The 23,023-nt window shown below is 74.7% G+C and carries 23 protein-coding genes; 22 read left to right on the top strand and 1 reads right to left on the bottom strand.

Translation table 11 applies throughout. The features are described 5' to 3' along the window. Positions 1-147 precede the first annotated feature (147 nt). Positions 148-1,275: a DUF1015 family protein gene (locus RDV89_RS04040; protein ID WP_315731535.1), complete on the bottom strand. Its 1,128-nt coding sequence runs from the start codon at positions 1,273-1,275 to the stop codon at positions 148-150. A gap of 49 nt (positions 1,276-1,324) precedes the next feature. Here RDV89_RS04040 and RDV89_RS04045 point away from each other — a divergent pair, with 49 nt between their 5' ends. From RDV89_RS04045 to der, 22 genes are all read left to right on the top strand, one after another. After that, complete coding sequence (locus RDV89_RS04045) at positions 1,325-2,350, top strand: HAD-IIA family hydrolase (RefSeq protein WP_315731537.1); 1,026 nt, start codon at positions 1,325-1,327, stop codon at positions 2,348-2,350. 10 nt (positions 2,351-2,360) lie between these two features. Beyond that, the gene (locus RDV89_RS04050; RefSeq protein WP_315731539.1) at positions 2,361-2,567 is read left to right on the top strand and encodes a hypothetical protein; all 207 of its coding nucleotides are present in this window, start codon (positions 2,361-2,363) and stop codon (positions 2,565-2,567) included. Positions 2,568-2,573: 6 nt separating this feature from the next. Then, positions 2,574-3,413: a TlyA family RNA methyltransferase gene (locus RDV89_RS04055; protein WP_315731541.1), complete on the top strand. Its 840-nt coding sequence runs from the start codon at positions 2,574-2,576 to the stop codon at positions 3,411-3,413. Further along, on the top strand, positions 3,410-4,372 hold the full coding sequence (locus RDV89_RS04060; protein WP_315731543.1) for an NAD kinase: 963 nt from the start codon (positions 3,410-3,412) through the stop codon (positions 4,370-4,372). The genes RDV89_RS04055 and RDV89_RS04060 overlap by 4 nt, the downstream gene beginning before the upstream one ends. Then, entirely contained in the window at positions 4,362-6,110 is a 1,749-nt protein-coding gene (gene recN, locus RDV89_RS04065; RefSeq protein WP_315731545.1) for a DNA repair protein RecN, read from the top strand. The genes RDV89_RS04060 and recN overlap by 11 nt, the downstream gene beginning before the upstream one ends. Positions 6,111-6,175: 65 nt before the next feature. Continuing rightward, on the top strand, positions 6,176-7,372 hold the full coding sequence (gene steA, locus RDV89_RS04070; protein WP_315731547.1) for a putative cytokinetic ring protein SteA: 1,197 nt from the start codon (positions 6,176-6,178) through the stop codon (positions 7,370-7,372). Beyond that, positions 7,369-8,259, top strand: a complete 891-nt coding sequence (locus RDV89_RS04075) for a copper transporter (protein WP_315731549.1) — start codon at positions 7,369-7,371, stop codon at positions 8,257-8,259. The genes steA and RDV89_RS04075 overlap by 4 nt, the downstream gene beginning before the upstream one ends. A gap of 49 nt (positions 8,260-8,308) precedes the next feature. After that, on the top strand, positions 8,309-9,973 hold the full coding sequence (gene pyrG, locus RDV89_RS04080) for a CTP synthase (RefSeq protein ID WP_315731551.1): 1,665 nt from the start codon (positions 8,309-8,311) through the stop codon (positions 9,971-9,973). A 3-nt stretch (positions 9,974-9,976) separates the two neighbouring features. Further along, positions 9,977-10,633 carry an NUDIX domain-containing protein gene (locus tag RDV89_RS04085; RefSeq protein WP_315731553.1) on the top strand — a complete coding sequence of 219 codons (657 nt, stop codon included), beginning with the start codon at positions 9,977-9,979 and terminating at the stop codon, positions 10,631-10,633. Beyond that, entirely contained in the window at positions 10,630-11,562 is a 933-nt protein-coding gene (xerD, locus tag RDV89_RS04090) for a site-specific tyrosine recombinase XerD (RefSeq protein WP_315732216.1), read from the top strand. Before RDV89_RS04085 ends, xerD begins: the two co-directional genes overlap by 4 nt. Further along, positions 11,559-14,213: a DEAD/DEAH box helicase gene (locus RDV89_RS04095; RefSeq protein ID WP_315731555.1), complete on the top strand. Its 2,655-nt coding sequence runs from the start codon at positions 11,559-11,561 to the stop codon at positions 14,211-14,213. The genes xerD and RDV89_RS04095 overlap by 4 nt, the downstream gene beginning before the upstream one ends. Positions 14,214-14,268: 55 nt before the next feature. Continuing rightward, positions 14,269-15,144, top strand: coding sequence for a ParA family protein (locus RDV89_RS04100; protein ID WP_315731557.1), 876 nt, complete (start codon positions 14,269-14,271; stop codon positions 15,142-15,144). Beyond that, positions 15,129-15,485, top strand: coding sequence for a hypothetical protein (locus tag RDV89_RS04105; protein WP_315731559.1), 357 nt, complete (start codon positions 15,129-15,131; stop codon positions 15,483-15,485). Before RDV89_RS04100 ends, RDV89_RS04105 begins: the two co-directional genes overlap by 16 nt. Beyond that, positions 15,482-16,342: a segregation and condensation protein A gene (locus RDV89_RS04110; protein WP_315731561.1), complete on the top strand. Its 861-nt coding sequence runs from the start codon at positions 15,482-15,484 to the stop codon at positions 16,340-16,342. Before RDV89_RS04105 ends, RDV89_RS04110 begins: the two co-directional genes overlap by 4 nt. Further along, positions 16,339-16,953 carry an SMC-Scp complex subunit ScpB gene (gene scpB, locus RDV89_RS04115; protein WP_315731563.1) on the top strand — a complete coding sequence of 205 codons (615 nt, stop codon included), beginning with the start codon at positions 16,339-16,341 and terminating at the stop codon, positions 16,951-16,953. Before RDV89_RS04110 ends, scpB begins: the two co-directional genes overlap by 4 nt. After that, positions 16,950-17,726: a pseudouridine synthase gene (locus RDV89_RS04120; protein ID WP_315731565.1), complete on the top strand. Its 777-nt coding sequence runs from the start codon at positions 16,950-16,952 to the stop codon at positions 17,724-17,726. Before scpB ends, RDV89_RS04120 begins: the two co-directional genes overlap by 4 nt. A 15-nt stretch (positions 17,727-17,741) precedes the next feature. After that, a complete protein-coding gene (locus tag RDV89_RS04125) occupies positions 17,742-18,545 on the top strand; it encodes an AraC family transcriptional regulator (protein ID WP_315731567.1) in 804 nt (267 codons plus the stop codon). A 10-nt stretch (positions 18,546-18,555) separates the two neighbouring features. Beyond that, on the top strand, positions 18,556-18,957 hold the full coding sequence (locus tag RDV89_RS04130) for a VOC family protein (protein WP_315731569.1): 402 nt from the start codon (positions 18,556-18,558) through the stop codon (positions 18,955-18,957). 32 nt (positions 18,958-18,989) lie between these two features. Further along, positions 18,990-20,105 carry a prephenate dehydrogenase gene (locus tag RDV89_RS04135; RefSeq protein WP_315731571.1) on the top strand — a complete coding sequence of 372 codons (1,116 nt, stop codon included), beginning with the start codon at positions 18,990-18,992 and terminating at the stop codon, positions 20,103-20,105. An 11-nt stretch (positions 20,106-20,116) separates the two neighbouring features. Then, positions 20,117-20,878: a (d)CMP kinase gene (cmk, locus tag RDV89_RS04140; protein ID WP_315731573.1), complete on the top strand. Its 762-nt coding sequence runs from the start codon at positions 20,117-20,119 to the stop codon at positions 20,876-20,878. Continuing rightward, on the top strand, positions 20,875-21,609 hold the full coding sequence (locus tag RDV89_RS04145) for a lysophospholipid acyltransferase family protein (protein WP_315731575.1): 735 nt from the start codon (positions 20,875-20,877) through the stop codon (positions 21,607-21,609). Before cmk ends, RDV89_RS04145 begins: the two co-directional genes overlap by 4 nt. Next, the gene (gene der / locus RDV89_RS04150) at positions 21,606-23,012 is read left to right on the top strand and encodes a ribosome biogenesis GTPase Der (protein ID WP_315731577.1); all 1,407 of its coding nucleotides are present in this window, start codon (positions 21,606-21,608) and stop codon (positions 23,010-23,012) included. The genes RDV89_RS04145 and der overlap by 4 nt, the downstream gene beginning before the upstream one ends. Positions 23,013-23,023: the final 11 nt, after the last annotated feature.

Below are 23,023 nucleotides of genomic sequence, written 5' to 3' on the forward strand. Positions count from 1 at the left end.
GACGCCGCCGGACATTCTTTTGCTGTAGGGGCTGGGGATGCGGAACTTTGTTCCGCACCCGGCCCCTACAGTCATTTCTGCGTGCTCGAGGCGAACGCTCCGCGGGCAGTCGTGGGAGACATATCGCCCACAGCTGCAGCCGCGGGGTCACACGAGGCGCATGATGGCGCCCAGGCTCGACTTCGGCTGGAACGACGTGGCCTTCTGCGGCAGACGTCGTCCTGCGTCGAGGACGCTGACCAGCGCGTCGTATCCCACCGCCGGCAGCAGCGCGACGACGCGCTCCTCGCCGCCTCGCGCGGTCGGGCTCAGGCGGCCCAGCGCGCCGTCGGCGGCGTGGTGGTACTCGACCACCGGTGGGATCTCCAGTGCCGGCAGGACGATCTTGTGCAGCACCTCCACGGCCAGGACGTCAGGTGCGCCGATCTCGGCAGCCCACGCCTGGTGGCCGTCGGTCAGGACCATCGTCGCCGGCGCGAGCGCGTGCACGGCGTCGTCGGGGTCGAGGGACTTCATCGGGCCCAGGCCGACCGCATCGACCGCGTCGACGAGCGCCGCCAGCGGCACCCCGCGCAGGACGCGGTGGATGGCCGCGAGGAAGAGCGGCGTGGTCGAGTGGTCCACGAGCATGGCGAGCCCGCGTTCCCAGTCGGTGCCGGGGGAGTCGCGGTGCAGCTGCTGGTAGGCCGCGAGCCGGTGGTGGCCGTCGGCGACCACGGTGTGGTGCCGGGCGTACGACGCTGCGATCGCGCTCGTGCGCTCCTCGTCCGTGACGGACCAGAACCTGTGTCGCTGGCCCGCCCGGTCGACGTAGTCCGCGTCGGGCGGTCCCGCGACCACCTCGCGGACCAGCCCCTGGTCGTCGTTCGCGCCCCGGTGCAGGAGGAGGATCGGGGCGGGGTTGACCCGCATCGCCCGCATCCGCGAGGCGAGCTCGCGCACCTGCGCGGGATCGACGTCCTCGTGCGGGACGATCGCAGCGGACGCCGGGTCGCCGGCGGCCGGTCCGACGCCGGCGAGCGCGACGAGCGCACGCACGGTCAATCCCTGGGTGCTGTACTCGTGGACGTACAGGGCGGGTCGCGAGTCCTGGGTCAGGTTGCCCAGCCGGCGCCAGCGGCGCACCCGTTCGGGGACGGCGCGGTGCGGTCGGGCCAGCAGCCGCGCGGAGGCCGGGTCGCCCACGCGGGCGGGGGCCAGACGGGTCGCTGCGAAGGGGGAGAGCACGAGGGGTCCCGCGACGGCGGAGGCCTCTCCCACGTCGTCCGCTCCCACCGGTGCATCGTAGGGTGCGCTCGCAAGACGACCGGCGAAGGGGAGCACGTTGCTGAGGTCCACCACCGAGAGCCTGGCGGCCCTCCACGACGTCGTCATGCTGGACCTCGACGGCGTCGTCTACGTCGGGGGAGAGGGCGTCCCCGGCGCCTCCGAGCACCTCGCCGCCTGCCGCGAGGTCGGCACCCGGCTCGCGTTCGTCACCAACAACGCGTCCCGGACGCCGGAGACCGTCGCGGAGCACCTGCGGCGGGTCGGCGTGGACGCCACGGTCGAGGACGTGGTGACGTCCGCGCAGGCGGCGGCCGCGCTCGTACGCTCGCGCCACGGCGCCTCCGCGCGGGTCGCGGCCCTCGGAGGGGAGGGGCTGCACGCAGCCCTGGCCGCCGAGGACCTCGAGGTCGTGGGGGTCGGCGCGCCCGCCGACGTGGTCGTGACGGGCTACGGACCCGATGTGCTGTGGCGTGACGTGATGGCGGCCGCCGTGGCCGTGCGCGGCGGTACGCCCTGGGTCGCGTCCAACACCGACCGGACCATCCCGACCCCGCAGGGACCGGCGCCCGGACACGGAGTGCTGGTCGAGATGCTGACGCGGTTCGCCGAGGTGGGGCCAGCGGTCGCCGGGAAGCCGTCCCCTCCGCTGCTGCGCACCACGATCGGACGCACCGGCGCCTCGAGGCCGCTGATGGTCGGTGACCGGATCGACACCGACATCGAGGGCGGGGCGGCGGTCGACGTGGCCACGCTGCTGGTGATGACCGGGGTGAGCGACGCCGCGGCACTCGCGGAGTGTCCGCGGGAGTCGAGGCCCACGTACCTGTCCGCCGACCTCGCCGGACTGCTCGAGCCGCAGCCCGAGCCGCGCGTGGACGACGACGTCGCCCACGTGGGCGGATGGCGCTCCTGGGTGGAGGACGACGAGGCGCAGGTGGACGGCGAGGGGACGGCCTCGGACTGGTGGCGCGCCCTGGCGACGGCGTTGTGGCACCACGCGGACGGGACCGGGCGGGTCGCCGGCACCGCGCTCGTCCACAGCCGGGTGGCGCTGCCCGCCACGCGGGCCGCGGGCCGGTAGCCTCGGGCGCATGTTCGAATCCTCGCCCGCGCCGACCGTCGACCTCGACGACCGCGTGGGGCCGACGCGGGTGACACCGACCGGCGACGCCGACGTCGACGCCGCCCTCACCGCGCTCGAGGAGCTGGACGGCACTGCCGTGGACACCCACGTCGCCGTGTTCGACCGCGTGCACCAGGGGCTGCGCTCCGTCCTCGACACCTCGGCCGCGGGCTGACGCCCGATGGCATCTCGCCCCGCGCGTCCGCGGCGCCTGCGCCTGGACGCGGAGCTGGTCCGTCGCAGCCTCGCGCGCTCGCGTGAGCACGCATCCGAGCTGGTGCTCGCGGGTCGCGTGCTCGTCGCCGGCGCGGTGGCCGGCAAGCCGTCGACCGGCGTGACGACCGACGTGGCCATCGTGGTGCGCGACGACCCCGACCGTCCCGACTTCGTCTCCCGCGGCGGGCACAAGCTCGTGGGCGCGCTCGACGCCTTCGCGGCGGAGGGTCTCGCCGTCGCGGGCCGCCGGGCGCTCGACGCGGGCGCCTCCACCGGCGGCTTCACCGACGTCCTGCTGCGCCGCGACGTCGCGGCGGTGGTCGCGGTCGACGTCGGGTACGGCCAGCTCGCCTGGTCGCTGCGCCAGGACCCGCGCGTCCTCGTGCGCGACCGGACGAACATCCGGGACCTCGACCTCGAGACCACCGAGGGGCCGGTCGACCTGGTGGTCGGCGACCTCTCGTTCATCTCGCTGACGCTCGTTCTCGACGCCCTGCTGTCCGTGACCGCTCCGGACGGCGACCTCGCGCTCATGGTGAAGCCGCAGTTCGAGGTCGGCAAGGAGCGGGTCGGCAAGGGCGGCGTCGTGCGCGACCCCGCGCTGCGCGCCGAGGCCGTGAGCGACGTGGCCGCGGCCGCGGCCGCCCGCGGCTGGGGCGCCCGCGCGGTGGTGACGAGCCCGCTGCCCGGACCGTCCGGGAACGTGGAGTTCTTCCTGTGGCTGCGCCGAGGGCCGAGCGAGGTCGACGACGACGCGATCCTCGCCGAGGTGCGGCGGGGCTCGGGCGAGGAGGCGGACGGATGAGCACGACGCGACGGGCCCTGGTGCTCACCCACACCGGTCGCGCCGACGCCCGGTCGGTGGCCGAGGAGATGTGCCGTGCGCTCGGTGCGGGCGGGATCGAGGTGCTGGTCCCCGCGGACGAGGCGCCCGACCTGGACCTCACGTCTCCCGCGGGCGGCCCCGCGGTGCGCGTCGTGGAGGACCCGGAGCTGCCGGACCTCGACGTCGAGCTGGCGGTCGTCATCGGCGGCGACGGCACGATCCTGCGGGCCGCCGAGCGCACCCGTCGGGCCGGCACCCCGCTGCTCGGCGTCAACCTGGGCCACGTCGGCTTCCTCGCCGAGGCGGAGCACGACGCGGTCGCGGCGACGATCGAGGCCGTCCTCGAGCGGCGGTACACCATCGAGGAGCGCCTCGCCCTCGACGTGACGGTGTTCCACGACAACCAGCTGCTCGCGCACACGTTCGCGCTCAACGAGGCGTCGGTGGAGAAGGCCGCCCGGGAGCGGATGATCGAGGTCGTCCTCGAGGTCGACGGGCGCCCGATCTCGCGCTGGGGCTGCGACGGGGTGGTGCTGGCGACGCCGACGGGCTCCACGGCGTACAACTTCAGCGCCGGCGGGCCGGTGGTGTGGCCCGAGGTCGAGGCGCTGCTGATGGTGCCGATCTCGGCCCACGCGCTCTTCGCGCGGCCCATGGTCGTGGCGCCGACGTCGGTGATCGCCGTCGAGCTGCTGACGCCGGGCACCGGCGCCGGCGTGCTGTGGTGCGACGGGCGACGCACCGTCGAGCTGCCGACGGGGGCGCGGATCGAGGTGACGCGCTCGGCCCAGCCGGTGCGGCTGGTGCGCCTGCACGCCTCGCCCTTCGCGAACCGGCTGGTGGCGAAGTTCGGGCTGTCGGTGGAGGGCTGGCGCGGGGCCGCCGAGCGGCGCCGTCAGGACGCGGGATCAGGGGAGGTGCGCGACCGTGCTCGATGAGATCCGGATCAGCTCGCTGGGGGTCATCGACTCCTCCACGCTCCCGCTGGGGCCCGGCCTGACCGTCGTGACCGGTGAGACCGGCGCCGGCAAGACGATGATCGTGACCGCGCTCGGGCTGCTGCTCGGCGGCCGCTCCGACAGCGGGGCCGTGCGCACCGGCGCGAAGGCCGCGCGGGTCGAGGGCGTCGTGCGCACGACCTCGCTCGCCGGGTTCGGCCCGGCCGTCGAGGAGGCCGGCGGCGTGGTCGAGGACGACGCGGTCGTGCTGGCCCGCAACATCTCCGCGGAGGGCCGCAGCCGCGCGTACGCCGGTGGTGCGGGCGTACCGGTCGCCGTGCTCGGCGAGCTCGCCGGGCCCCTCGTCGCCGTCCACGGCCAGTCCGACCAGCACCGCCTCCTGCGACCCGCGGCGCAGCGCGAGGCCCTCGACCGCTTCGGCGGCGAGGAGGTCGGGGCGCTGCTGCGGACGTACCGCGAGACCCACGACGCGCTCGTCGCCGTCGAGCGCGAGCTCGCCACGACCCTGGCGAGCGTGCAGGAACGTGCCCAGGAGGCCGACCTGCTGCGCTTCGGGCTCGAGCAGATCGAGGCCGTGGCCCCGGCGGCCGGCGAGGACGTCGAGCTGGCGGCCGAGGAGTCGCGGCTCGGGTACGCCGACGAGCTACGCACCGCTGCGGAGCAGGCGCGTGAGGCGCTCTCGAGCGAGACCGGTGCGCCCGACGCGCTGGCGACCGTCGCCGCGGCGCGCGCAGCCCTCGAGGGTGTGGTCGAGCACGACGCAGAGGTGGCCGCGCTCGCGCAGCGGGTGGCCGAGGTCGGCTACCTGCTCGCCGACGTCGCGGCCGACGTCGCCTCCTACGCCTCGCGGGTCGAGGTCGACCCCGCCCGCCTCGCCGCGGTCTCCGAGCGGCGGGCGGCGCTGACGGCGCTGCAGCGCAAGTACGGCGAGTCCGTCGCCGACGTGCTCGCCTGGTCGCAGCGCTCGGCGCAGCGGCTCACCGAGCTCGAGGGCGCCGACGACAGCATCGAGGGCCTGCGGGCCGACCGGGCGCGGCTGCGCGACGAGCTGGCCGCGGCCGGCGCCGCGCTCAGCGCCGCCCGGACCACGGCCGCCGCCGAGCTCGGCACGCGGGTCGAGGCCGAGCTCGCGCAGCTCGCGATGCCGCACGCGCGCTTCCGCATCGACGTCGCGCAGTCCGAGGGCGGCGAGGACGACGACGTCGAGCCCCTGCAGGTCGGCGAGCGGCGCCTGCGCTTCGCCCGGCACGGCCTCGACGACGTCGAGCTGCTCCTCGCGGCCAACACGGGCAGCGAGCCGCGCCCGCTCGGCAAGGGCGCCTCCGGCGGCGAGCTCTCCCGCGTCATGCTCGCGCTCGAGGTCTCCCTCGCCGCGACCAGCCCCGTGCCCACGTTCGTCTTCGACGAGGTCGACGCCGGGGTCGGCGGCAAGGCGGGCATCGAGATCGGGCGCCGGCTGGCGGCGCTCGCCGCGCACAAGCAGGTCCTGGTGGTCACGCACCTGCCGCAGGTGGCGGCGTACGCGGACACCCACGTCGTGGTGCGCAAGGAGAGCGACGGCTCGGTGACCAGCTCGGGCCTCACGGTGCTGGACGACACCGCCCGCGAGCACGAGCTCTCGCGGATGCTCGCCGGCCTGGAGGCCTCCGACACGGCGGTGGCGCACGCCCGCGAGCTGCTCGCGTCCGCCGGGCAGGCGCGCTCGGGGAGGTCCTGACCACACGACGCGCCCGGCCGCGCCTGCGCGATCCGGGCCCCGGGGAGTGCCAGCATGGTCGGGCCATGAGACTGCGAACCCGAACCGACGGCACCCCCGTCCTGCCCGGCACCAGCGGCCCCGTCCGCGTCGGTCGCCGGGTCACCACGCTCGTCCCGCGCCTGCGCGCCGGGGACGTCGCCCTCCTCGACCTGGTCGACATGGACCAGGCGACGGCCCAGTCCCTCGTCGACGCCGGTGTCGCGGCCGTGCTCAACGTGCAGCCGATGGTGTCGGGACGCTTCCCCAACCGCGGCCCGCAGGTGCTCGTGGACGCCGGCCTGCCCGTCGTCGACAGCCTGGGCGAGGGCGTGCTGAAGCTCGTGCGCGACGGCGCCGCCGTGCGGGTGCACGAGGGCGCGGTGCACGTCGAGGGCGCCGAGGAGCCCGTCGCGACCGGGCGGGAGGTCGACGCCGAGCTCGTCGCGCGCCTCCTCGCCGAGGCCCGCGAGGGCCTGACCAGCCAGCTCGACACGTTCACCCACAACGCCAGCGAGTTCCTGCGCCGCGAGCAGGACCTGCTGCTGCACGGTCGCGGCATCCCGGACGTCGACGCCCCGATCGCCGAGCGCCCGGTCGTGGTGGTCGTGCGCAACGAGAGCTCCGACGACGTGCTGCGCTCGCTGAAGCGCTTCCTCACCGAGCAGCGGCCCGTGCTGGTCGGGGTCGACCGCGCCGCGGACGACCTGCTGGCCGCGGGACGTCCCGCCGACGTGGTCGTCCTCAGCAGCGGGATCGACGCCGCCCTGCCGTCGACCAAGGCGCTCAAGGCCGCCACCGACGTCATCGCCGTGGTGCCGGAGGGCATCAGCCGCGAGGCGGCCGCGCAGCTGGACCGGCTGGGCGTACGCCCCCGCAAGGTGCAGACGCGCGCGACCGCCGAGGACGTCGCGCTCCTCATCGCCGACCGCGAGCGCGCCTCGGTGATCGTCGGGGTGGGGGTCAGCGCGACCCTGCCCGACTTCCTCGACCGGCAGCGTGCCGGGCTCGCCAGCACGTACCTGACCCGCCTGCGGGTCGGCGGTCGGCTGGTCGACGCCTCCACCGTGCCGACGCTCTACTCCGGCAGCATCCGACCGGTCCACCTGCTCGTGCTCGCGCTCGTCGGGCTGCTGGTCGTCGTCGCCGCCATCTCCGTGACCCCGGTCGGCCAGATGTGGGGCGAGGACGTCGCCGCCTCGTTCGGCTCGGTCGTCGACTACCTGCAAGGACTGTTCCGTTGATCTCGTTCCGCCACCACCTGCTCTCCGTCGTCGCCGTCTTCGTCGCCCTCGCGGTCGGCGTGATCCTGGGCGGTGGGCCCCTGTCCGAGCTGGGCCGCACGGACGACGCGACCGAGCCCGCCCGCCAGACCGACGACGGCTCCGCGACCCACGCCGAGTACGGCGACGCCTTCGCCGAGACGGTCGGCCCGCAGCTGTACGGCGACCGCCTCGAGGGCCAGCAGGTCTCGCTCCTGACGCTCGCTGGCGCCGACCCGGCGACCGTCGACGGCGTCGTGGCCCAGGTCGAGGCGGCCGGCGGCTCGGTGGCGGCCCGCTACGAGGGCCGCGAGAAGCTGACGGTGCCGGGGGAGCAGGGCTACGTCGACTCGCTGGGCACCCAGCTCGTCGAGGACAACGACCTCGGCGACGCGATCCCCAGCGACCTCGGCTCCCACGAGCGGGTCGGGCGCCTGATCGGGCGGGCGATCGCCAGCACGGAGGAGAACGGCGAGGAGTCCGACGTGACCTCGCAGGCCATCCTCGACACGCTGTCGTCCGGCGAGCTGCTGACCGCGCCGGAGGAGCAGGCCGGGCGTACGCCGCTGGTCCTCGTCGTGCTCGGCGAGGAGCGCACCGACGCCGCCGCGACCGCCCTCCTGGCCGGTCTCGCCCAGGGCATCGGCTCGGCCGCCGTCGGCGAGGTCGTGGTCGGCACGACCACGTCCGGCGAGGACGGCGACCTGTCCCTGCTGCGGGGCGAGGACGTGTCCGGTTTCACGACGGTCGACGGCGCCGACACCACGGTCGGGCAGGTGACGGCCGCGATCGCGCTCGGCGCCGCGGTCGAGGGCGTCCTCGGCTCCTTCGGCACCTCGGGCGCCGACGGCGCCGCCCCCGTCGGCTGAGGGCGCGTCGGCGTCCGGATCCGGCTCGACTCCGGTAGGGTGGAAGCCCGTGAAGAACTCGACGCCCACCAAGCACGTATTCGTCACCGGGGGCGTCGCCTCCTCGCTCGGGAAGGGCCTCTCGGCCTCCAGCCTCGGCAGCCTCCTGAAGGCCCGCGGCCTCACGGTCACCATGCAGAAGCTGGACCCGTACCTCAACGTGGACCCCGGCACGATGAACCCGTTCCAGCACGGCGAGGTCTTCGTCACCGAGGACGGCGCGGAGACCGACCTCGACATCGGTCACTACGAGCGGTTCCTCGACACCGACCTCAACCAGATCGCGAACGTCACGACCGGTCAGGTCTACTCGACGGTGATCCAGCGGGAGCGCCGCGGCGACTACCTCGGTGACACGGTGCAGGTGATCCCGCACATCACCAACGAGATCAAGGACCGGATGCTCGCCATGGGCGGGCCCGACGTCGACGTCGTGATCCACGAGATCGGCGGCACCGTCGGCGACATCGAGTCGCAGCCCTTCCTCGAGTCCGCCCGCCAGGTGCGCCACGAGGTCGGACGCGGCAACTGCTTCTTCATCCACGTCTCCCTCGTGCCCTACATCGGCCCCTCGGGCGAGCTGAAGACGAAGCCGACCCAGCACTCGGTCGCCGCGCTGCGCTCGATCGGCATCCAGCCCGACGCGATCATCTGCCGCGCCGACCGCGAGCTGCCGGCGTCGATCAAGCGCAAGATCGCGCTGATGTGCGACGTCGACGACGAGGCCGTGGTGACGGCGGCGGACGCCCCGTCCATCTACGACATCCCGAAGGTGCTGCACCGCGAGGGCCTCGACGCCTACGTCGTGCGCCGTCTCGACCTCCCGTTCCGCGACGTCGACTGGGAGCGCTGGGACGACCTGCTGCGCCGGGTGCACCACCCCGCCGAGGAGGTCACGGTGGCGCTGGTGGGCAAGTACGTCGACCTGCCGGACGCGTACCTGTCGGTCGCCGAGGCGCTGCGCGCCGGTGGCTTCGCCCACGAGACCAAGGTGCACCTGCGCTGGGTGCCCTCCGACGAGTGCGCGACCCCGGCCGGTGCCGCGCGAGCCCTGGAGGACGTCGACGCGATCTGCGTGCCCGGCGGCTTCGGGATCCGCGGGCTCGAGGGCAAGCTCGGGGCGCTGACCCACGCGCGTACCCAGGGCATCCCGACGCTCGGGCTGTGCCTCGGCCTGCAGAGCATGGTGATCGAGTACGCCCGGCAGGTCGCGGGCCTCGCGGGCGCCGACTCGACCGAGTTCGACCCCCAGACCCCCGAGCCGGTGATCGCCACGATGGCGGAGCAGGCGGCGTTCGTCGAGGGCGCCGGCGACCTCGGCGGCACCATGCGGCTCGGCTCCTACCCCGCGGAGCTGCAGGAGGGCTCGATCGTGCGCGAGGTCTACGGCGCCGCGCGGATCCAGGAGCGCCACCGCCACCGCTACGAGGTCAACAACGCGTACCGCGAGCGCCTCGAGGAGGCCGGTCTGGTCTTCTCCGGCCGCTCGCCCGACGACGAGCTGGTCGAGTTCGTCGAGCTGCCGCGCGACGTGCACCCCTACTACGTCTCGACCCAGGCCCACCCGGAGCTGAAGTCGCGTCCCACCCGCCCGCACCCGCTGTTCGCGGGTCTGGTGGCGGCGGCGCTGGTGCGCCAGCGCGAGCTGCTGATCCCCATCGACGGCGAGGGCTGAGACGTGGGCGCAGGCACCGACGACGCAGGGTCCGAGGACGCTCCCGTCCGCGACGAGCCCGCCTCCTGGCCGGTCGTCTCGAGCGAGGACCTGCACCGCGACGGGTGGGTCGTCGCGCTGCGGGCCGACCGCGTGCAGCGTCCCGGCGCGCCCGAGGAGGCGCCGTTCCGACGCGTCGTGCTCGAGCACCCCGGGGCTGCGGTGATCCTGGCGCTCGACGCCGAGGACCGGGTCTTCTGCCTGCGCCAGTACCGCCACGCCACGCAGATGCGCTTCGTCGAGCTGCCCGCCGGCCTGCTGGACGTCGACGGCGAGAGCGCCCTCGAGGTGGCGCAGCGCGAGCTCGTCGAGGAGGGTGCCCTGCGCGCCGAGCGCTGGACGCACCTCGTCACGACCTACCCCTCGCCGGGGATCAGCGCCGAGAAGGCGGCGATCTTCCTCGCCGAGGGCCTCAGCGCGGCCGACCGCGGCGAGTTCGTGCTGCGGCACGAGGAGGCCGACATGGAGGAGCTGTGGGTGCCGTTCGAGGACCTCGTCGACGGTGTCCTGGCCGGCCGGATCACCGACGCCCCCGTCGTGATCGCGGTCCTCACGCTGCACGCGCGCCGCACCCGCGGCGTGTCGGGCGGCGTCGGGCCGAGAAGCGGGGAGACGTCCTGAGCCTCGCCACGTCGCCGCTGGGCCGGGCGGTCGGGACCTACCTCGACCACCTGGCGGTGGAGCGCGGCGCGGCGGCCAACACCCTGAGCTCGTACCGTCGCGACCTGCGCCGCTACGCCGCGTACCTGGCGACCGCGGACGTGGAGACCCTCGACGACGTGACGACCGAGCTGGTCACGGCCTTCCTCGTGGCGCTGCGCTCCGGGGACGACGAGCACCCGCCGCTCGGCGCCAGCTCGGCGGCCCGCACGCTCGTGGCCGTGCGCGGGTTCCACCGCTTCGCGCTGCGCGACGGCCTGACCACCCGCGACCCGGCCGCCTCCGTGAAGCCGCCGACGCCGGCCAAGCGGCTCCCGAAGGCACTGCCGCTCGCTGACGTGGAGGCGATCCTCGAGGCGGCCGGCGCGCCCGGCACCACGCTGGCGCTGCGCGACCGGGCGCTGCTCGAGGTCCTCTACGGCACCGGCGCACGGATCTCCGAGGCCGTCGGTCTCGACGTCGACGACGTGGACCGCACCGAGGGCACCGTGTGGCTGCGCGGCAAGGGTGGCAAGGAGCGGGTCGTGCCCGTCGGGTCGTTCGCGCTGGCCGCGCTGGACGCGTACCTGGTGCGCGGTCGCCCCGAGCTCGTCGCGGTCGGTGGCGGCACCCCGGCGCTGTTCCTCAACGCCCGCGGCGGCCGGCTCTCGCGCCAGAGCGCCTGGACGGTGCTGGTCCGGGCGGCCGAGCGCGCGGGCGTGCGGGCCGACGTCTCGCCGCACACGCTGCGCCACTCGTTCGCCACGCACCTGCTCGACGGCGGCGCCGACGTGCGCGTCGTGCAGGAGCTGCTGGGCCACGCCTCGGTGACCACCACCCAGATCTACACGCTCGTGACCGTCGACAACCTGCGCGAGGCGTTCGCCCTCGCGCACCCCCGGGCCCGATGACCGCGCTGCTGGACGTCGCGGGCGTCGGCGCCGACCCCGACGCGCTCTACGACGCCTTCACCGGGTGGGCGCGGGCGCGGGGCACGGAGCTCTACCCCCACCAGGACGAGGCGGTCATCGAGCTGCTCGGCGGTGCGAACGTGGTGCTCGCGACCCCGACGGGGTCCGGGAAGTCGCTGGTGGCCGCGGCCGCCCACACCGCGGCCCTGGCCGACGACCGGGTCAGCTTCTACACCGCGCCGATCAAGGCGCTGGTCAGCGAGAAGTTCTTCGACCTCTGCACCCTCTTCGGGGCGGAGAACGTCGGCATGCTGACCGGCGACGCGGCGGTCAACGCCGACGCGCCCATCATCTGCTGCACCGCGGAGGTGCTGGCCAACCTGGCGCTGCGCGAGGGCGCGCAGGCCGACGTGGGGCTCGTGGTGATGGACGAGTTCCACTACTACGGCGAGGCCGACCGCGGCTGGGCGTGGCAGGTGCCGCTGCTGACGCTGCCCGACGCGCAGTTCCTCCTCATGTCGGCGACGCTCGGTGACACCTCCGCGCTGCGCGAGGACCTCATGCGCCGCACCGGCCGTCCGACGGCCCTCGTCGACGACGCCCCGCGTCCCGTGCCGCTGGACTTCCGCTGGTCGATGACGCCGGTCGGGGACACGCTCGAGGAGCTGGTCAGCACCCGGCAGGCGCCGGTCTACGTCGTGCACTTCACGCAGGCGGCCGCGGTCGAGCACGCGACGGGCCTGGTCGGCAGCGGCGGACTGGCGGCGCTGACCGGGCGCAAGGACGAGACGTGGAAGGAGCAGAAGGCGCGGATCGCGGAGCGCCTCGCGGGCTTCCGCTTCGGCGCCGGCTTCGGCTCCACCCTCTCCAAGCTGCTGCGCCAGGGCGTCGGCGTGCACCACGCCGGGATGCTGCCGCGCTACCGCCGCCTCGTCGAGCAGCTCGCCCAGGAGGGCTTGCTGGCCGTGATCAGCGGAACCGACACGCTCGGGGTCGGGATCAACGTGCCGATCCGCACCGTGCTGTTCACCGGTCTCGCCAAGTTCGACGGTTCGCGCCAGCGGATCCTGCGCACCCGCGAGTTCCTCCAGATCGCCGGCCGCGCCGGCCGCGCCGGGTTCGACACCATGGGCTACGTGGTCGTGCAGGCGCCCGAGCACGTGATCGAGAACGAGAAGGCGAAGGCGAAGGCCGAGGAGCGTCGCGCCGCGGGCAAGAAGAACTCCAAGGCCCAGCTGCGCAAGCCGCCCGAGGGCACGGTGGTGTGGAGCGAGCAGACGTTCGACAAGCTGGTCGCCGGCGCCCCGGACCCCCTGGCGTCGCGGATGCGCGTCACCAACGCCATGGTGCTGGCGGTGCTGGCACGCGAGGAGGACGCCTTCGTCGTCCTGCGCCGCCTGCTCACCGACAACCACGAGGACCGGCGCTCCCAGCTGCGCCTGGTGCGTCGGGCCCTGCGCCTGACCCGCAGCCTGGTGGCCTCCGGCGTGGTCCGTCGCCTCGACGTCCCGGACGCCTACGGGCGTCGCTACGTCCTCACCGAGGCGCTGCCGGCCGACTTCGCGCTCAACCAGCCGCTCGCACACTTCGCCCTGGAGGCGCTCGACGTGCTCGACGCGGAGTGGGAGACCCGCACGCTCGACGTGCTCTCGGTCGTCGAGGCGGTGCTCGACTCCCCGCGCCAGGTGCTGATGGCGCAGCAGTACGCCCGTCGCGGCGAGGCCGTCGCGGAGATGAAGGCGGACGGCGTCGAGTACGACGAGCGGATGGCGCTGCTCGAGGAGATCACCTGGCCGCAGCCGCTGCGCGAGGAGCTCGAGGGCCTCTACGAGGTCTACCGCACCAGCCATCCCTGGTTGCCCGACGACGCCCTAGCCCCGAAGTCGGTCGTGCGGGAGATGTACGAGCAGGCCATGAGCTTCACCGACGTGGTCTCGCGCTACGGCCTCGCCCGCTCCGAGGGCGTGCTGCTGCGCTACCTCTCCGACGCGTACCGCACGCTGCGCCACACCGTGCCCGACGTCCACCGCACCGACGAGCTGGACGAGATCGTCGACTGGCTGGGGGAGACGGTGCGGCAGACCGACTCGAGCCTGGTGGACGAGTGGGAGGCGCTCGGCGCCGACGACCCCGAGGCCGTGCGTCGCGCTGCCGCCGAGCGGGCCGGCGGCACCGCGCCGGTGCCGGGCGGCAACCGTCCGCTCTCGGCGCAGCCCGCGCTGCGGGTGATGGTGCGCAACGCCCTGTTCGCGCAGGTCCAGCGCTTCGCCCGCGACGACCTCGACGGACTGGTCCGCGCCGAGCGCGCGGCGGCCGACCGCGCGACCACGCAGCGGCGCGTGCTGGTGGGTCGTTCGGTGTGGGACGCGGCGCTGGAGGACTACTTCGCGGAGCACGACGAGGTACGCCTCGGCGCCGACGCCCGCGGTCCCTCGCTGCTGGACGTCGTCGAGATGCGGGGGCCCGCCCCGGGCTGGCCGGAGGCGCCCGGCGACGAGGACCCGCCCGAGGTGCGGCTGCTGCGCGTGCGCCAGACCCTCGACGACCCGGCCGGCGACCACGACTGGGTGATCGAGGCCGACGTCGACCTCGACGCGACCGACGACGTGGGCGAGCTGGTGGTGCTCACGACGGCCGTCCGACGGCTGTAGAGTCACGGGCGCTCGTACACATGTCGACATCCGTCCCCGAGGAGCCGAGGCCCGCGTGACCGACCACCTGTTCGCGACCGACGCGTCCGACCGCCTCGGACCGACGGGACGCCCCCTGCCGGACTTCCCGGAGCCGCCGCCGGTGACCCACCACGGCAACGCCCGCGTGGTCGCGATGTGCAACCAGAAGGGCGGCGTCGGCAAGACGACGACGGCGATCAACCTGGGCGCGGCGCTGGCCGAGCTGGGCCGCACCGTGCTGCTCGTCGACTTCGACCCGCAGGGCTCGCTGTCCGTCGGCCTGGGGCTCAACCCCCACGAGATGGACCTGACGGTCTACAACCTGCTGATGGAGCCGGACGTCACCCTCGACGAGGTGCTCGTCGAGACCGGCGTGCCCGGCATGGACCTGCTGCCGTCCAACATCGACCTGTCCGCCGCCGAGGTGCAGCTCGTCCACGAGGTGGCGCGCGAGCAGACCCTGGCCCGCGTGCTGGCCCCGGCCGTCGAGCGCTACGACGTCGTCATCATCGACTGCCAGCCCTCGCTCGGCCTGCTCACGGTCAACGCGCTGACGGCCGCCGACGGCGTGATCGTGCCGCTCGAGTGCGAGTACTTCGCGCTGCGCGGCGTCGCGCTGCTCAAGACCACCATCGACAAGGTCGCCCAGCGGCTCAACCCGCGCCTGAGGATCGACGGCGTGCTCGGCACCATGTACGACGGCCGCACGCTGCACGGTCGCGAGGTGATGGAGCGGCTGGTCCAGGCGTGGGGCGACACCGTGTTCCACACCGTGATCCGCCGCACCGTGAAGTTCTCCGACTCGACGGTGGCCGGCGAGCCGATCACCAGCTACGCCTCCCGCTCGACGGGCGCCGACTCCTACCGCCAGCTGGCCAAGGAGGTGCTCGCCCGGTGGCCCGGCGCGTGAGGCTGCCGTCGGCCGACGACCTGTTCCGGCCGACGACGGAGCCCGCGAGCGCCGCGACCCCACCGAGCGCGCCCCAGGACCCCGGGCCCGCAGCACCGGCGCCCGCCGAGACGCCGCGGCGTCCCAGCGGTCGCGTCAAGCACGACGAGAAGATGACGGTCTACGTCACCTCGGCCGAGCTGCTCGACATCGAGCAGGCGCGCCTGCGGATGCGCGCGGAGCACGGCGTGGCCGTCGACCGCGGCCGGCTGGTGCGCGAGGCCGTGGCGCTCGCGCTCGCCGACCTCGAGACGCGCGGCGCCGACAGCGCCATCCTGCGCCGGCTGAACGGCGAGGGATGACCGGCACGGCCCCCGAGAGCCTCGAGCCCGCGGAGGCCGGCGGCGCCGGGTTCGCGGTGCGCCTCGACAACTTCGAGGGTCCCTTCGACCTGCTGCTGAACCTCATCTCCAAGCACAAGATGGACGTCACCGAGGTGGCGCTGTCGCGGGTGACGGACGAGTTCATCGCCCACGTCAAGGCGGGCGGCCCGGTGTGGGACCTCGAGCAGACGACGTCGTTCCTCCTGGTGGCCGCGACGCTGCTCGACCTCAAGGCGGCCCGGCTGCTGCCCTCGGCGGAGGTCGAGGACGAGGAGGACCTCGCGCTGCTCGAGGCGCGGGACCTGCTGTTCGCGCGGCTGCTGCAGTACAAGGCGTACCGGCAGGTGGCCGCGGTGCTGGAGCAGCGCTTCGGCGCGGAGGCGCGCCGCCACCCGCGAGCGGTGGGCCTCGACGAGCGCTACGCCTCCCTGCTGCCCGAGGTGCTCATCGGCATCGGGCTCGAGGAGTTCGCGCGGCTGGCCGCGCGGGCCCTGACCCCGAAGGCGCCGCTCGAGCTCACGCTGAGCCACATCCACGCCCCCGCGGTCAGCGTGCGCGAGCAGGGCGTCCTCGTCGTCGCCCGACTGCGTCGCCAGGGCGCGCTCACGTTCCGCGCGCTCGTGCACGACGCCGCCGACACCCCGACCACGGTGGCGCGGTTCCTCGCGCTCCTCGAGCTGTTCCGCGAGGGCGTCGTCGCCTTCGACCAGGTCGTCGCGCTGGGCGAGCTGACGGTGCGCTGGACCGGCGACGCGGACACCGAGGTCGAGATCACCGACGAGTTCGACGGCGCACCGCCCACCCCGGTGGTCGCCGGGCAGGAGGGACCCGCATGAGCCAGACGCCCCCGGACGCAGCACGGGAGGCAGCGCCGGACGCCGGGCCGCCCGCCACGCCCGCCACGCCCGCCGAGGAGCTGCGACCCGCGCTCGAGGCGGTGCTGATGGTCGCCGACCAGCCCCTGCCCACGGTCGTGCTCGCGGCTGCCGTCGGTCACGGCGTCGGCGCCGTCGAAACGGCGCTGGTCGAGCTGGAGGCCGAGTACGCGGCGCAGGGACGCGGCTTCGAGCTGCGCACCGTCGCCGGGGGCTGGCGCTACTACACCCGCGACGAGTACGCGCCCGTGGTCGAGCGGTTCGTCCTCGAGGGCCAGTCGGCGCGGCTCACCCAGGCCGCCCTGGAGACGCTGGCCATCGTGGCGTACCAGCAGCCCGTCTCCCGGGCGCGGGTCAGCGCCGTGCGCGGCGTCAACGTGGACGGCGTGATGCGGACCCTGCTGTCGCGGGGCCTCGTCGAGGAGGCCGGCCAGGACGAGACCACCGGGGCGCACCTGTACCGGACCACGTCCTACTTCCTGGAGCGGCTCGGCGTCGTCTCCCTGGACGAGCTCCCCGAGCTCGCCCCCTACCTGCCCGCCATGGACGACCTCGAGGAGCCCGCCGGATGAGCGAGGACGCACCCCGTCAGATCGAGACCGACGACGAGGGCCTGATCCGCCTGCAGAAGCTCCTGGCCCAGTCGGGCGTGGCGTCGCGACGCCGCTGCGAGGAGCTGATGCTCGACGGCCTCGTGGAGGTCGACGGCGAGGTGGTGACGCGGCTGGGCACCAAGGTGGACCCGCGCACGGCCGTCATCCGGGTCGACGGCAAGCGGCTGCCGCCGGTCTCGGCGCACGTCTACCTGGTGCTGAACAAGCCCCGCGGCGTGGTCTCGACGATGAGCGACCCCGAGGGGCGCCGCACGCTGTCCGACGTCGTGGCCGACCGGCCCGAGCGGCTGTTCCACGTCGGTCGGCTCGACACGGACACCTCGGGGCTGCTCCTGCTGACCAACGACGGCGACTTCGCCCACCGGATGGCCCACCCCTCCTACGAGGTCGACAAGACCTACGTGGCCGAGGTCGAGGGGGAGGTGCGCCGCGCCACCCTCCAGCAGCTGCGCGACGGCGTCGTGCTCGAGGACGGTCCTGTCGAGGTCTCGAGCGCCCGGCTCGTGGAGCAGGGCCGCGGAGGCGCGAAGGGCCGCACCATCGTCGAGCTGGTCATCCACGAGGGCCGCAACCGCATCGTGCGACGACTGCTCGACGAGGTCGGGCACCCGGTCCGCCGGCTGACCCGCACCCGGATCGGCCCGGTCGAGCTGCGGGGGCTGGCCTCCGGCCAGCTGCGCGACCTCACGCGCGAGGAGCTCGGCGCCCTCCTGGACCGCGCCGAGCTCTGAGCCCACACTGGCCGGGTGCGCCCCGTCCCCGGTCTGACGCTCCACGCGTACGACGCGGTCCTCGACGCCCCGGGCACCCACCGGGGGATGCCGTCGCCGACCGTGACGCTCGTGCTGCCGCTGGGGGCGCCGCTCGACGTCGCCTGGGAGGGCGAGCCCGCCAGCCGGGTGCACCAGTGGTCCACGGTCTCCGGGATGCACACGCGGCCGGCGCTGATCCGCCACGACGGGTGGCAGAGCGGGGTCCAGCTGGCGCTCTCGCCGAGCGCGTGCCGTGCCGTGCTCGGGGTGCCGGCGGCCGCGGTCGCCGGCGCGCTGGTCACCCTGCCGGACCTGCTCGCCCGCGCGCCGTGGCTCGCGGACCTGCCGGAGCGGCTCGCCGCGTCGCGCACGCCGGCCGAGCGGGTCGCTGTCGTGCGGACGGGCCTGGCGCGTGCTGTCGCTCAGGACCACGCGGCCACGCCGGCCGCGCTCGGCGAGGCGCTGCGCCTGCTCGGGGCCGGCGCCCGCGTGGCTGCCGCGGCCGAGGCGGTCGGGTACAGCCGTCGTCGGCTCTCGACCCTCGTGCGCGCCGAGACGGGCGTCGACCCGCAGACGTACGCCCGGCTCGCGCGTCTCGACCGCGCCCGGTCGGCGGTCGTCGACCGCGTGCGGTCCGGGGCGACGGCGCCCCGGTTCGCCGAGGTGGCCGCCGTCACCGGCTACGCCGACCAGGCGCACCTCGCCCGCGACTGGCGGGCCCTGGTCGGACGGCCGCCGTCGGAGTGGCTGCGCGAGGAGTTCCCCATGCTCCAAGCCGGACCCGTCCCCGCGGGCTGAGGATGTCGTCATGTCGAACACCAACGCTCCCCGACTCTGGCTCACCCTGCAGCTGCGTGACGTGCCCGCCACCACCGCCTGGCTCGAGGCGATCGGGTTCACCGAGCACGTCACGCACCGCGACGACACGGGAGTCGTCGTGCACGCCGAGTACCTCTGGCCCGCCGGCGGCGGGGTGATGCTGGGCGCGGCCGAGCGGGCGGGCGGGCAGACCGACTGGGTGCAGCAGCCGGGCGGAGCCGCCGCGTACCTGGTCGTCGCCGACACCGACGCCACCTTCGCCGCCGCGGTCGCGGCCGGCGGGACCGTCCACTACGAGCCCGTCGACCGCGACTTCGGCGGGCGGGAGGCGGCCGTGCGCGACCCCGACGGCAACCTGTGGTCCTTCGGCACCTACGCGCCGGGCGCGTGAGGGCGGCGCGACGGGGCCAGTAGCCTTGCCCGGTGCCCGAGCCGTCCACGCCCGCCAGCGCCCGCCCGCAGGGCCGGATCGCCGGCCCCGTCCTCGTCGTCGGCGCCGGCCTGATCGGCACCTCGGTCGCCCTGGCGCTGGGCGCCGCGGGCCACGAGGTGTGGCTCGCGGACGCCAGCCCCGAGAACGTCAGGACGGCCTCCGGCCTGGGCGCCGGTACGCCCGTGCCGCCCGGCCGCGAGGGCGACGTGGCGCTGGCGGTGGTCGCCGTGCCGCCCGACGCGCTCGGCGCCGTGGTGTCCTCGACCCTGCTCGCGCACCCCGCGGCCGTCGTCACCGACGTCGGCAGCGTGAAGGTGCAGCCGCTGCGGGCCGTGCTCGCCGGGCCGGCCGCCGACGAGGCCGCCCGGTACGTGGGCTCGCACCCGATGGCCGGCAGCGAGCGGTCGGGACCGCTGGCGGCCTCGGCCAGCCTGTTCCAGGGCCGGCCGTGGGCCGTGACCCCGCACGCCGACGCCGACGTCGACGCGGTCGAGACCGTCGAGGACGTGGTCCGCGTCTGCGGCGCCACCCCGGTGTGGTTGACGCCCGAGGAGCACGACCGGGCGGTGGCGCGCACCTCGCACGTCCCGCACCTGCTCGCCTCGCTGGTCGCCGGCCGGCTCGCGGAGGCGCCGGAGCAGCACCTGTCGCTGTCGGGACAGGGCGTCCGCGACGTCACCCGGGTCGCGAGCGGCGACCCCGCGCTCTACGGCCAGATCGTCGCGGGCAACGCCGACGCCGTCCTGGCGCTGCTGGGGGAGGTGCGCGGGGAGCTCGACCGGGTGATCGCGGCCATCGGCGGCGGCGACCGCGGCGGGCTCGAGGCGGTCCTGGCCCGTGGAGTCGACGGCACGCGCGCGATCCCGGCCAAGCACGGCGGCCCGGCCCGGGCGATGAGCTCGGTGTGGGTCTCCGTGCCGGACACCCCCGGCGAGCTGGCCCGGTTGTTCGCCGACGCCGTGGCGAGCGGGGTCAACATCGAGGACATCCGCATCGACCACGACCCGGGTCGGCCCACCGGTCTCGTCGAGCTGGTCGTCGACGCGCGTCGCAGCGAGCACCTGCTCGTCTCGCTCGAGGAGCGTTCCTGGGTGACGCACAGGTAGGCTGCGCGCCCGTGAGCACCGCCGGACACCCCACGCCCGACCCCGCCGACCGCCCCGCCGACCGCCGCGCTGACCGTCCCGCCGACCAGGACGCGGCCGGCCTCGTGATCGCCCTCGACGGCACCTCCGGGTCCGGCAAGTCCAGCACCTCGCGTGGCGTCGCGGCGCGGCTCGGCCTCGCCTACCTCGACACGGGTGCCCAGTTCCGCGCGGTCACCTGGTGGCTGCTGCAGCAGGGCGTCGACGTGCACGACACGACGCGCGTCGCCGCGCTCGCCGACACCCCGCGGCTGGTCTCCGGGACCGACCCGGGCGCGCCGACGATCACCGTCGACGGCGAGGACGTCTCGGGCCCGATCCGCTCCGAGGCGGTCAACGCGGCCGTCAGCCCGGTCAGCGCGGTCCCCGAGGTGCGCGCGCGGCTGCTGGCGCTGCAGCGCGCCGCGATCTCGGAGGCCCTCGCCACGGGGCGCGGCATCGTCGTCGAGGGCCGCGACATCGGCTCGGTCGTGTGGCCGGCCGCTCCCGTCAAGGTCTACCTGCACGCCGACGCGTCGGCGCGTGCCGCCCGTCGCGCCACGGAGGAGGGCGGCAGCGACCCGAGCGCCACCGAGCAGTCCCTGCTCGCCCGCGACGCGATCGACTCGACCCGTGCCACCGCGCCGCTGGTGCGCGCCGACGGCGCGGTCGAGATCGACACCACGCCGTTCACGCTCGACGAGGTCGTCGGCCAGGTGGTCGGGCTCGCCGAGGCGGTCGAGGCGCGCACGTGACGCAGGCCCCGGCCCGGCCGCGTCGCTGGCTGCTGCACGGGGGCCGACCCACCTCGCGGTTCCTGATCCGCCGCGGCTTCGGTGTCCGGGTGCACCACGGCGAGCGTGTGCCGCCCCGGGGCGGCGTGATCCTCGCCGCGAACCACATCGGCTTCGCGGACGGTCCGCTGCTGGCCATCTTCAGCCCGCGCCCCGTGCACGCCCTGACCAAGCAGGAGATGTTCGCCGGCCCGCTGGGGGCGTTCCTGCGCACCTGCGGCCAGGTGCCGCTCGACCGGTTCCACGTCGACCGCGGCGCCGTGCGCACCTGCGTCGACGTCATCGAGCGCGGCGGCGCCGTGGGGGTGTTCCCCGAGGGACGGCGCGGACCGGGCGACCTGTCCCGCTTCCACCGGGGCGCGGCGTACCTGGCCCTGGTCTCCGGCGCACCCGTCGTGCCGGTCGCGATCCTCGGCACGCGCGAGCCCGGCGGCAGCAGCCGCGACCTGCCGCGACGTGGCACCACGGTCCATCTCCACTACGGTGAGCCCCTACGGCTGCAGCAGCAGGCGTGGCCGCGCCGCCGGGAACAGGTGGAGGAGGTCTCGTTGTTGCTGCGGCGGCGGATGCTGGACAACCTCGCGGCCGCCACGGCGACGACCGGGCTGGAGCTGCCCGGCCCGTTGCCGCCGGACGACCTCGACGACGACCCGTACACGGGTCTCGTCCCCCTCGAACCAGGAGCACCATGAGCGAGCACGACGACCTGCAGGCCCCGAGCGACCCGGTCGGCGACCCGACCGAGGTCCCGGTCGGTGGCCCGGTCGAGGACGAACGCGGTCCGCTCCCGGTGCTGGCGATCGTCGGTCGCCCCAACGTCGGCAAGTCGACGCTGGTCAACCGGATCATCGGTCGGCGCGAGGCCGTCGTCGAGGACCGCCCCGGCGTGACCCGCGACCGCGTCTCCTACGACGCCGACTGGAACGGCCGCTCGTTCACGGTCGTGGACACCGGCGGGTGGGACCCCGACGCGCGGGGCCTGGCCGAGCGGATCCGCGAGCAGGCGGAGATCGCGGTGTCGCTGGCCGACGCGGTGCTCTTCGTCGTCGACGCGACGGTCGGCATCACCGACGCCGACGAGGCGGTGGTGCGCGTGCTGCGCCGGGCCGACAAGCCCGTTGTGCTGGCCGCGAACAAGGTCGACGACCAGCGGGCCGAGAACGAGACGTACGGCCTGTGGAACCTGGGTCTCGGCGAGCCGCACCCGGTCTCCGCGATCCACGGCCGCGGCTCCGGCGACCTGCTCGACGCGGTGCTCGCCGTGCTGCCCGAGCCGCCGGCGTACCAGCCGCCCGCCGTCGGCGGTCCGCGCCGGATCGCGATCGTCGGCAAGCCCAACGTGGGCAAGTCCTCGCTGCTGAACAAGCTGGCGGGCGAGAACCGCGTCGTCGTGGACGACGCGTCGGGCACGACGGTCGACCCGGTCGACGAGCTGATCGACTTCGGTGGGCGCACCTGGCGCTTCATCGACACCGCCGGCATCCGCAAGCGGGTCAAGGAGGCCTCGGGGCACGAGTACTACGCCTCGCTGCGCACCTCGACCGCGATCGACCGCGCCGAGGTCGCCGTGCTGGTGATCGACGGTGGGCAGTCGATCTCCGAGCAGGACATGCGGATCATCCAGACGGTGCGCGAGGCCGGGCGGGCGCTCGTGATCGCGTTCAACAAGTGGGACACGGTCGACGAGGAGCGTCGCTACTACCTGGAGCGGGAAATCGAGCGCGAGCTCGTGCAGGTGCAGTGGGCGCCGCGGATCAACGTCACCGCCCGCACGGGCTGGCACGTCGACCGGCTGGTGCCGGCGCTCGACCGGGCGATCGAGGGCTGGGAGACCCGGGTGGGCACCGGTGCGCTCAACGCGTTCCTGGGCCGCCTGGTCGCCGAGCACCCGCACCCGGTGCGGGGCGGCAAGCAGCCGAAGGTGCTCTTCGGCACGCAGCCGTCGACGGCGCCGCCGACCTTCATCCTGTTCACCTCCGGCAAGCTCGAAGCGTCCTACGAGCGCTACATCGAGCGGCGCCTGCGCGAGGAGTACGGCTTCGTCGGCACCCCGATCGTGCTGCAGCAGCGGGTGCGGGAGAAGCGCAAGCGCTGAGGTTCGGCGCC

This window comes from Nocardioides imazamoxiresistens, from assembly GCF_032378595.1.
GTDB lineage: Bacteria > Actinomycetota > Actinomycetes > Propionibacteriales > Nocardioidaceae > Nocardioides > Nocardioides imazamoxiresistens.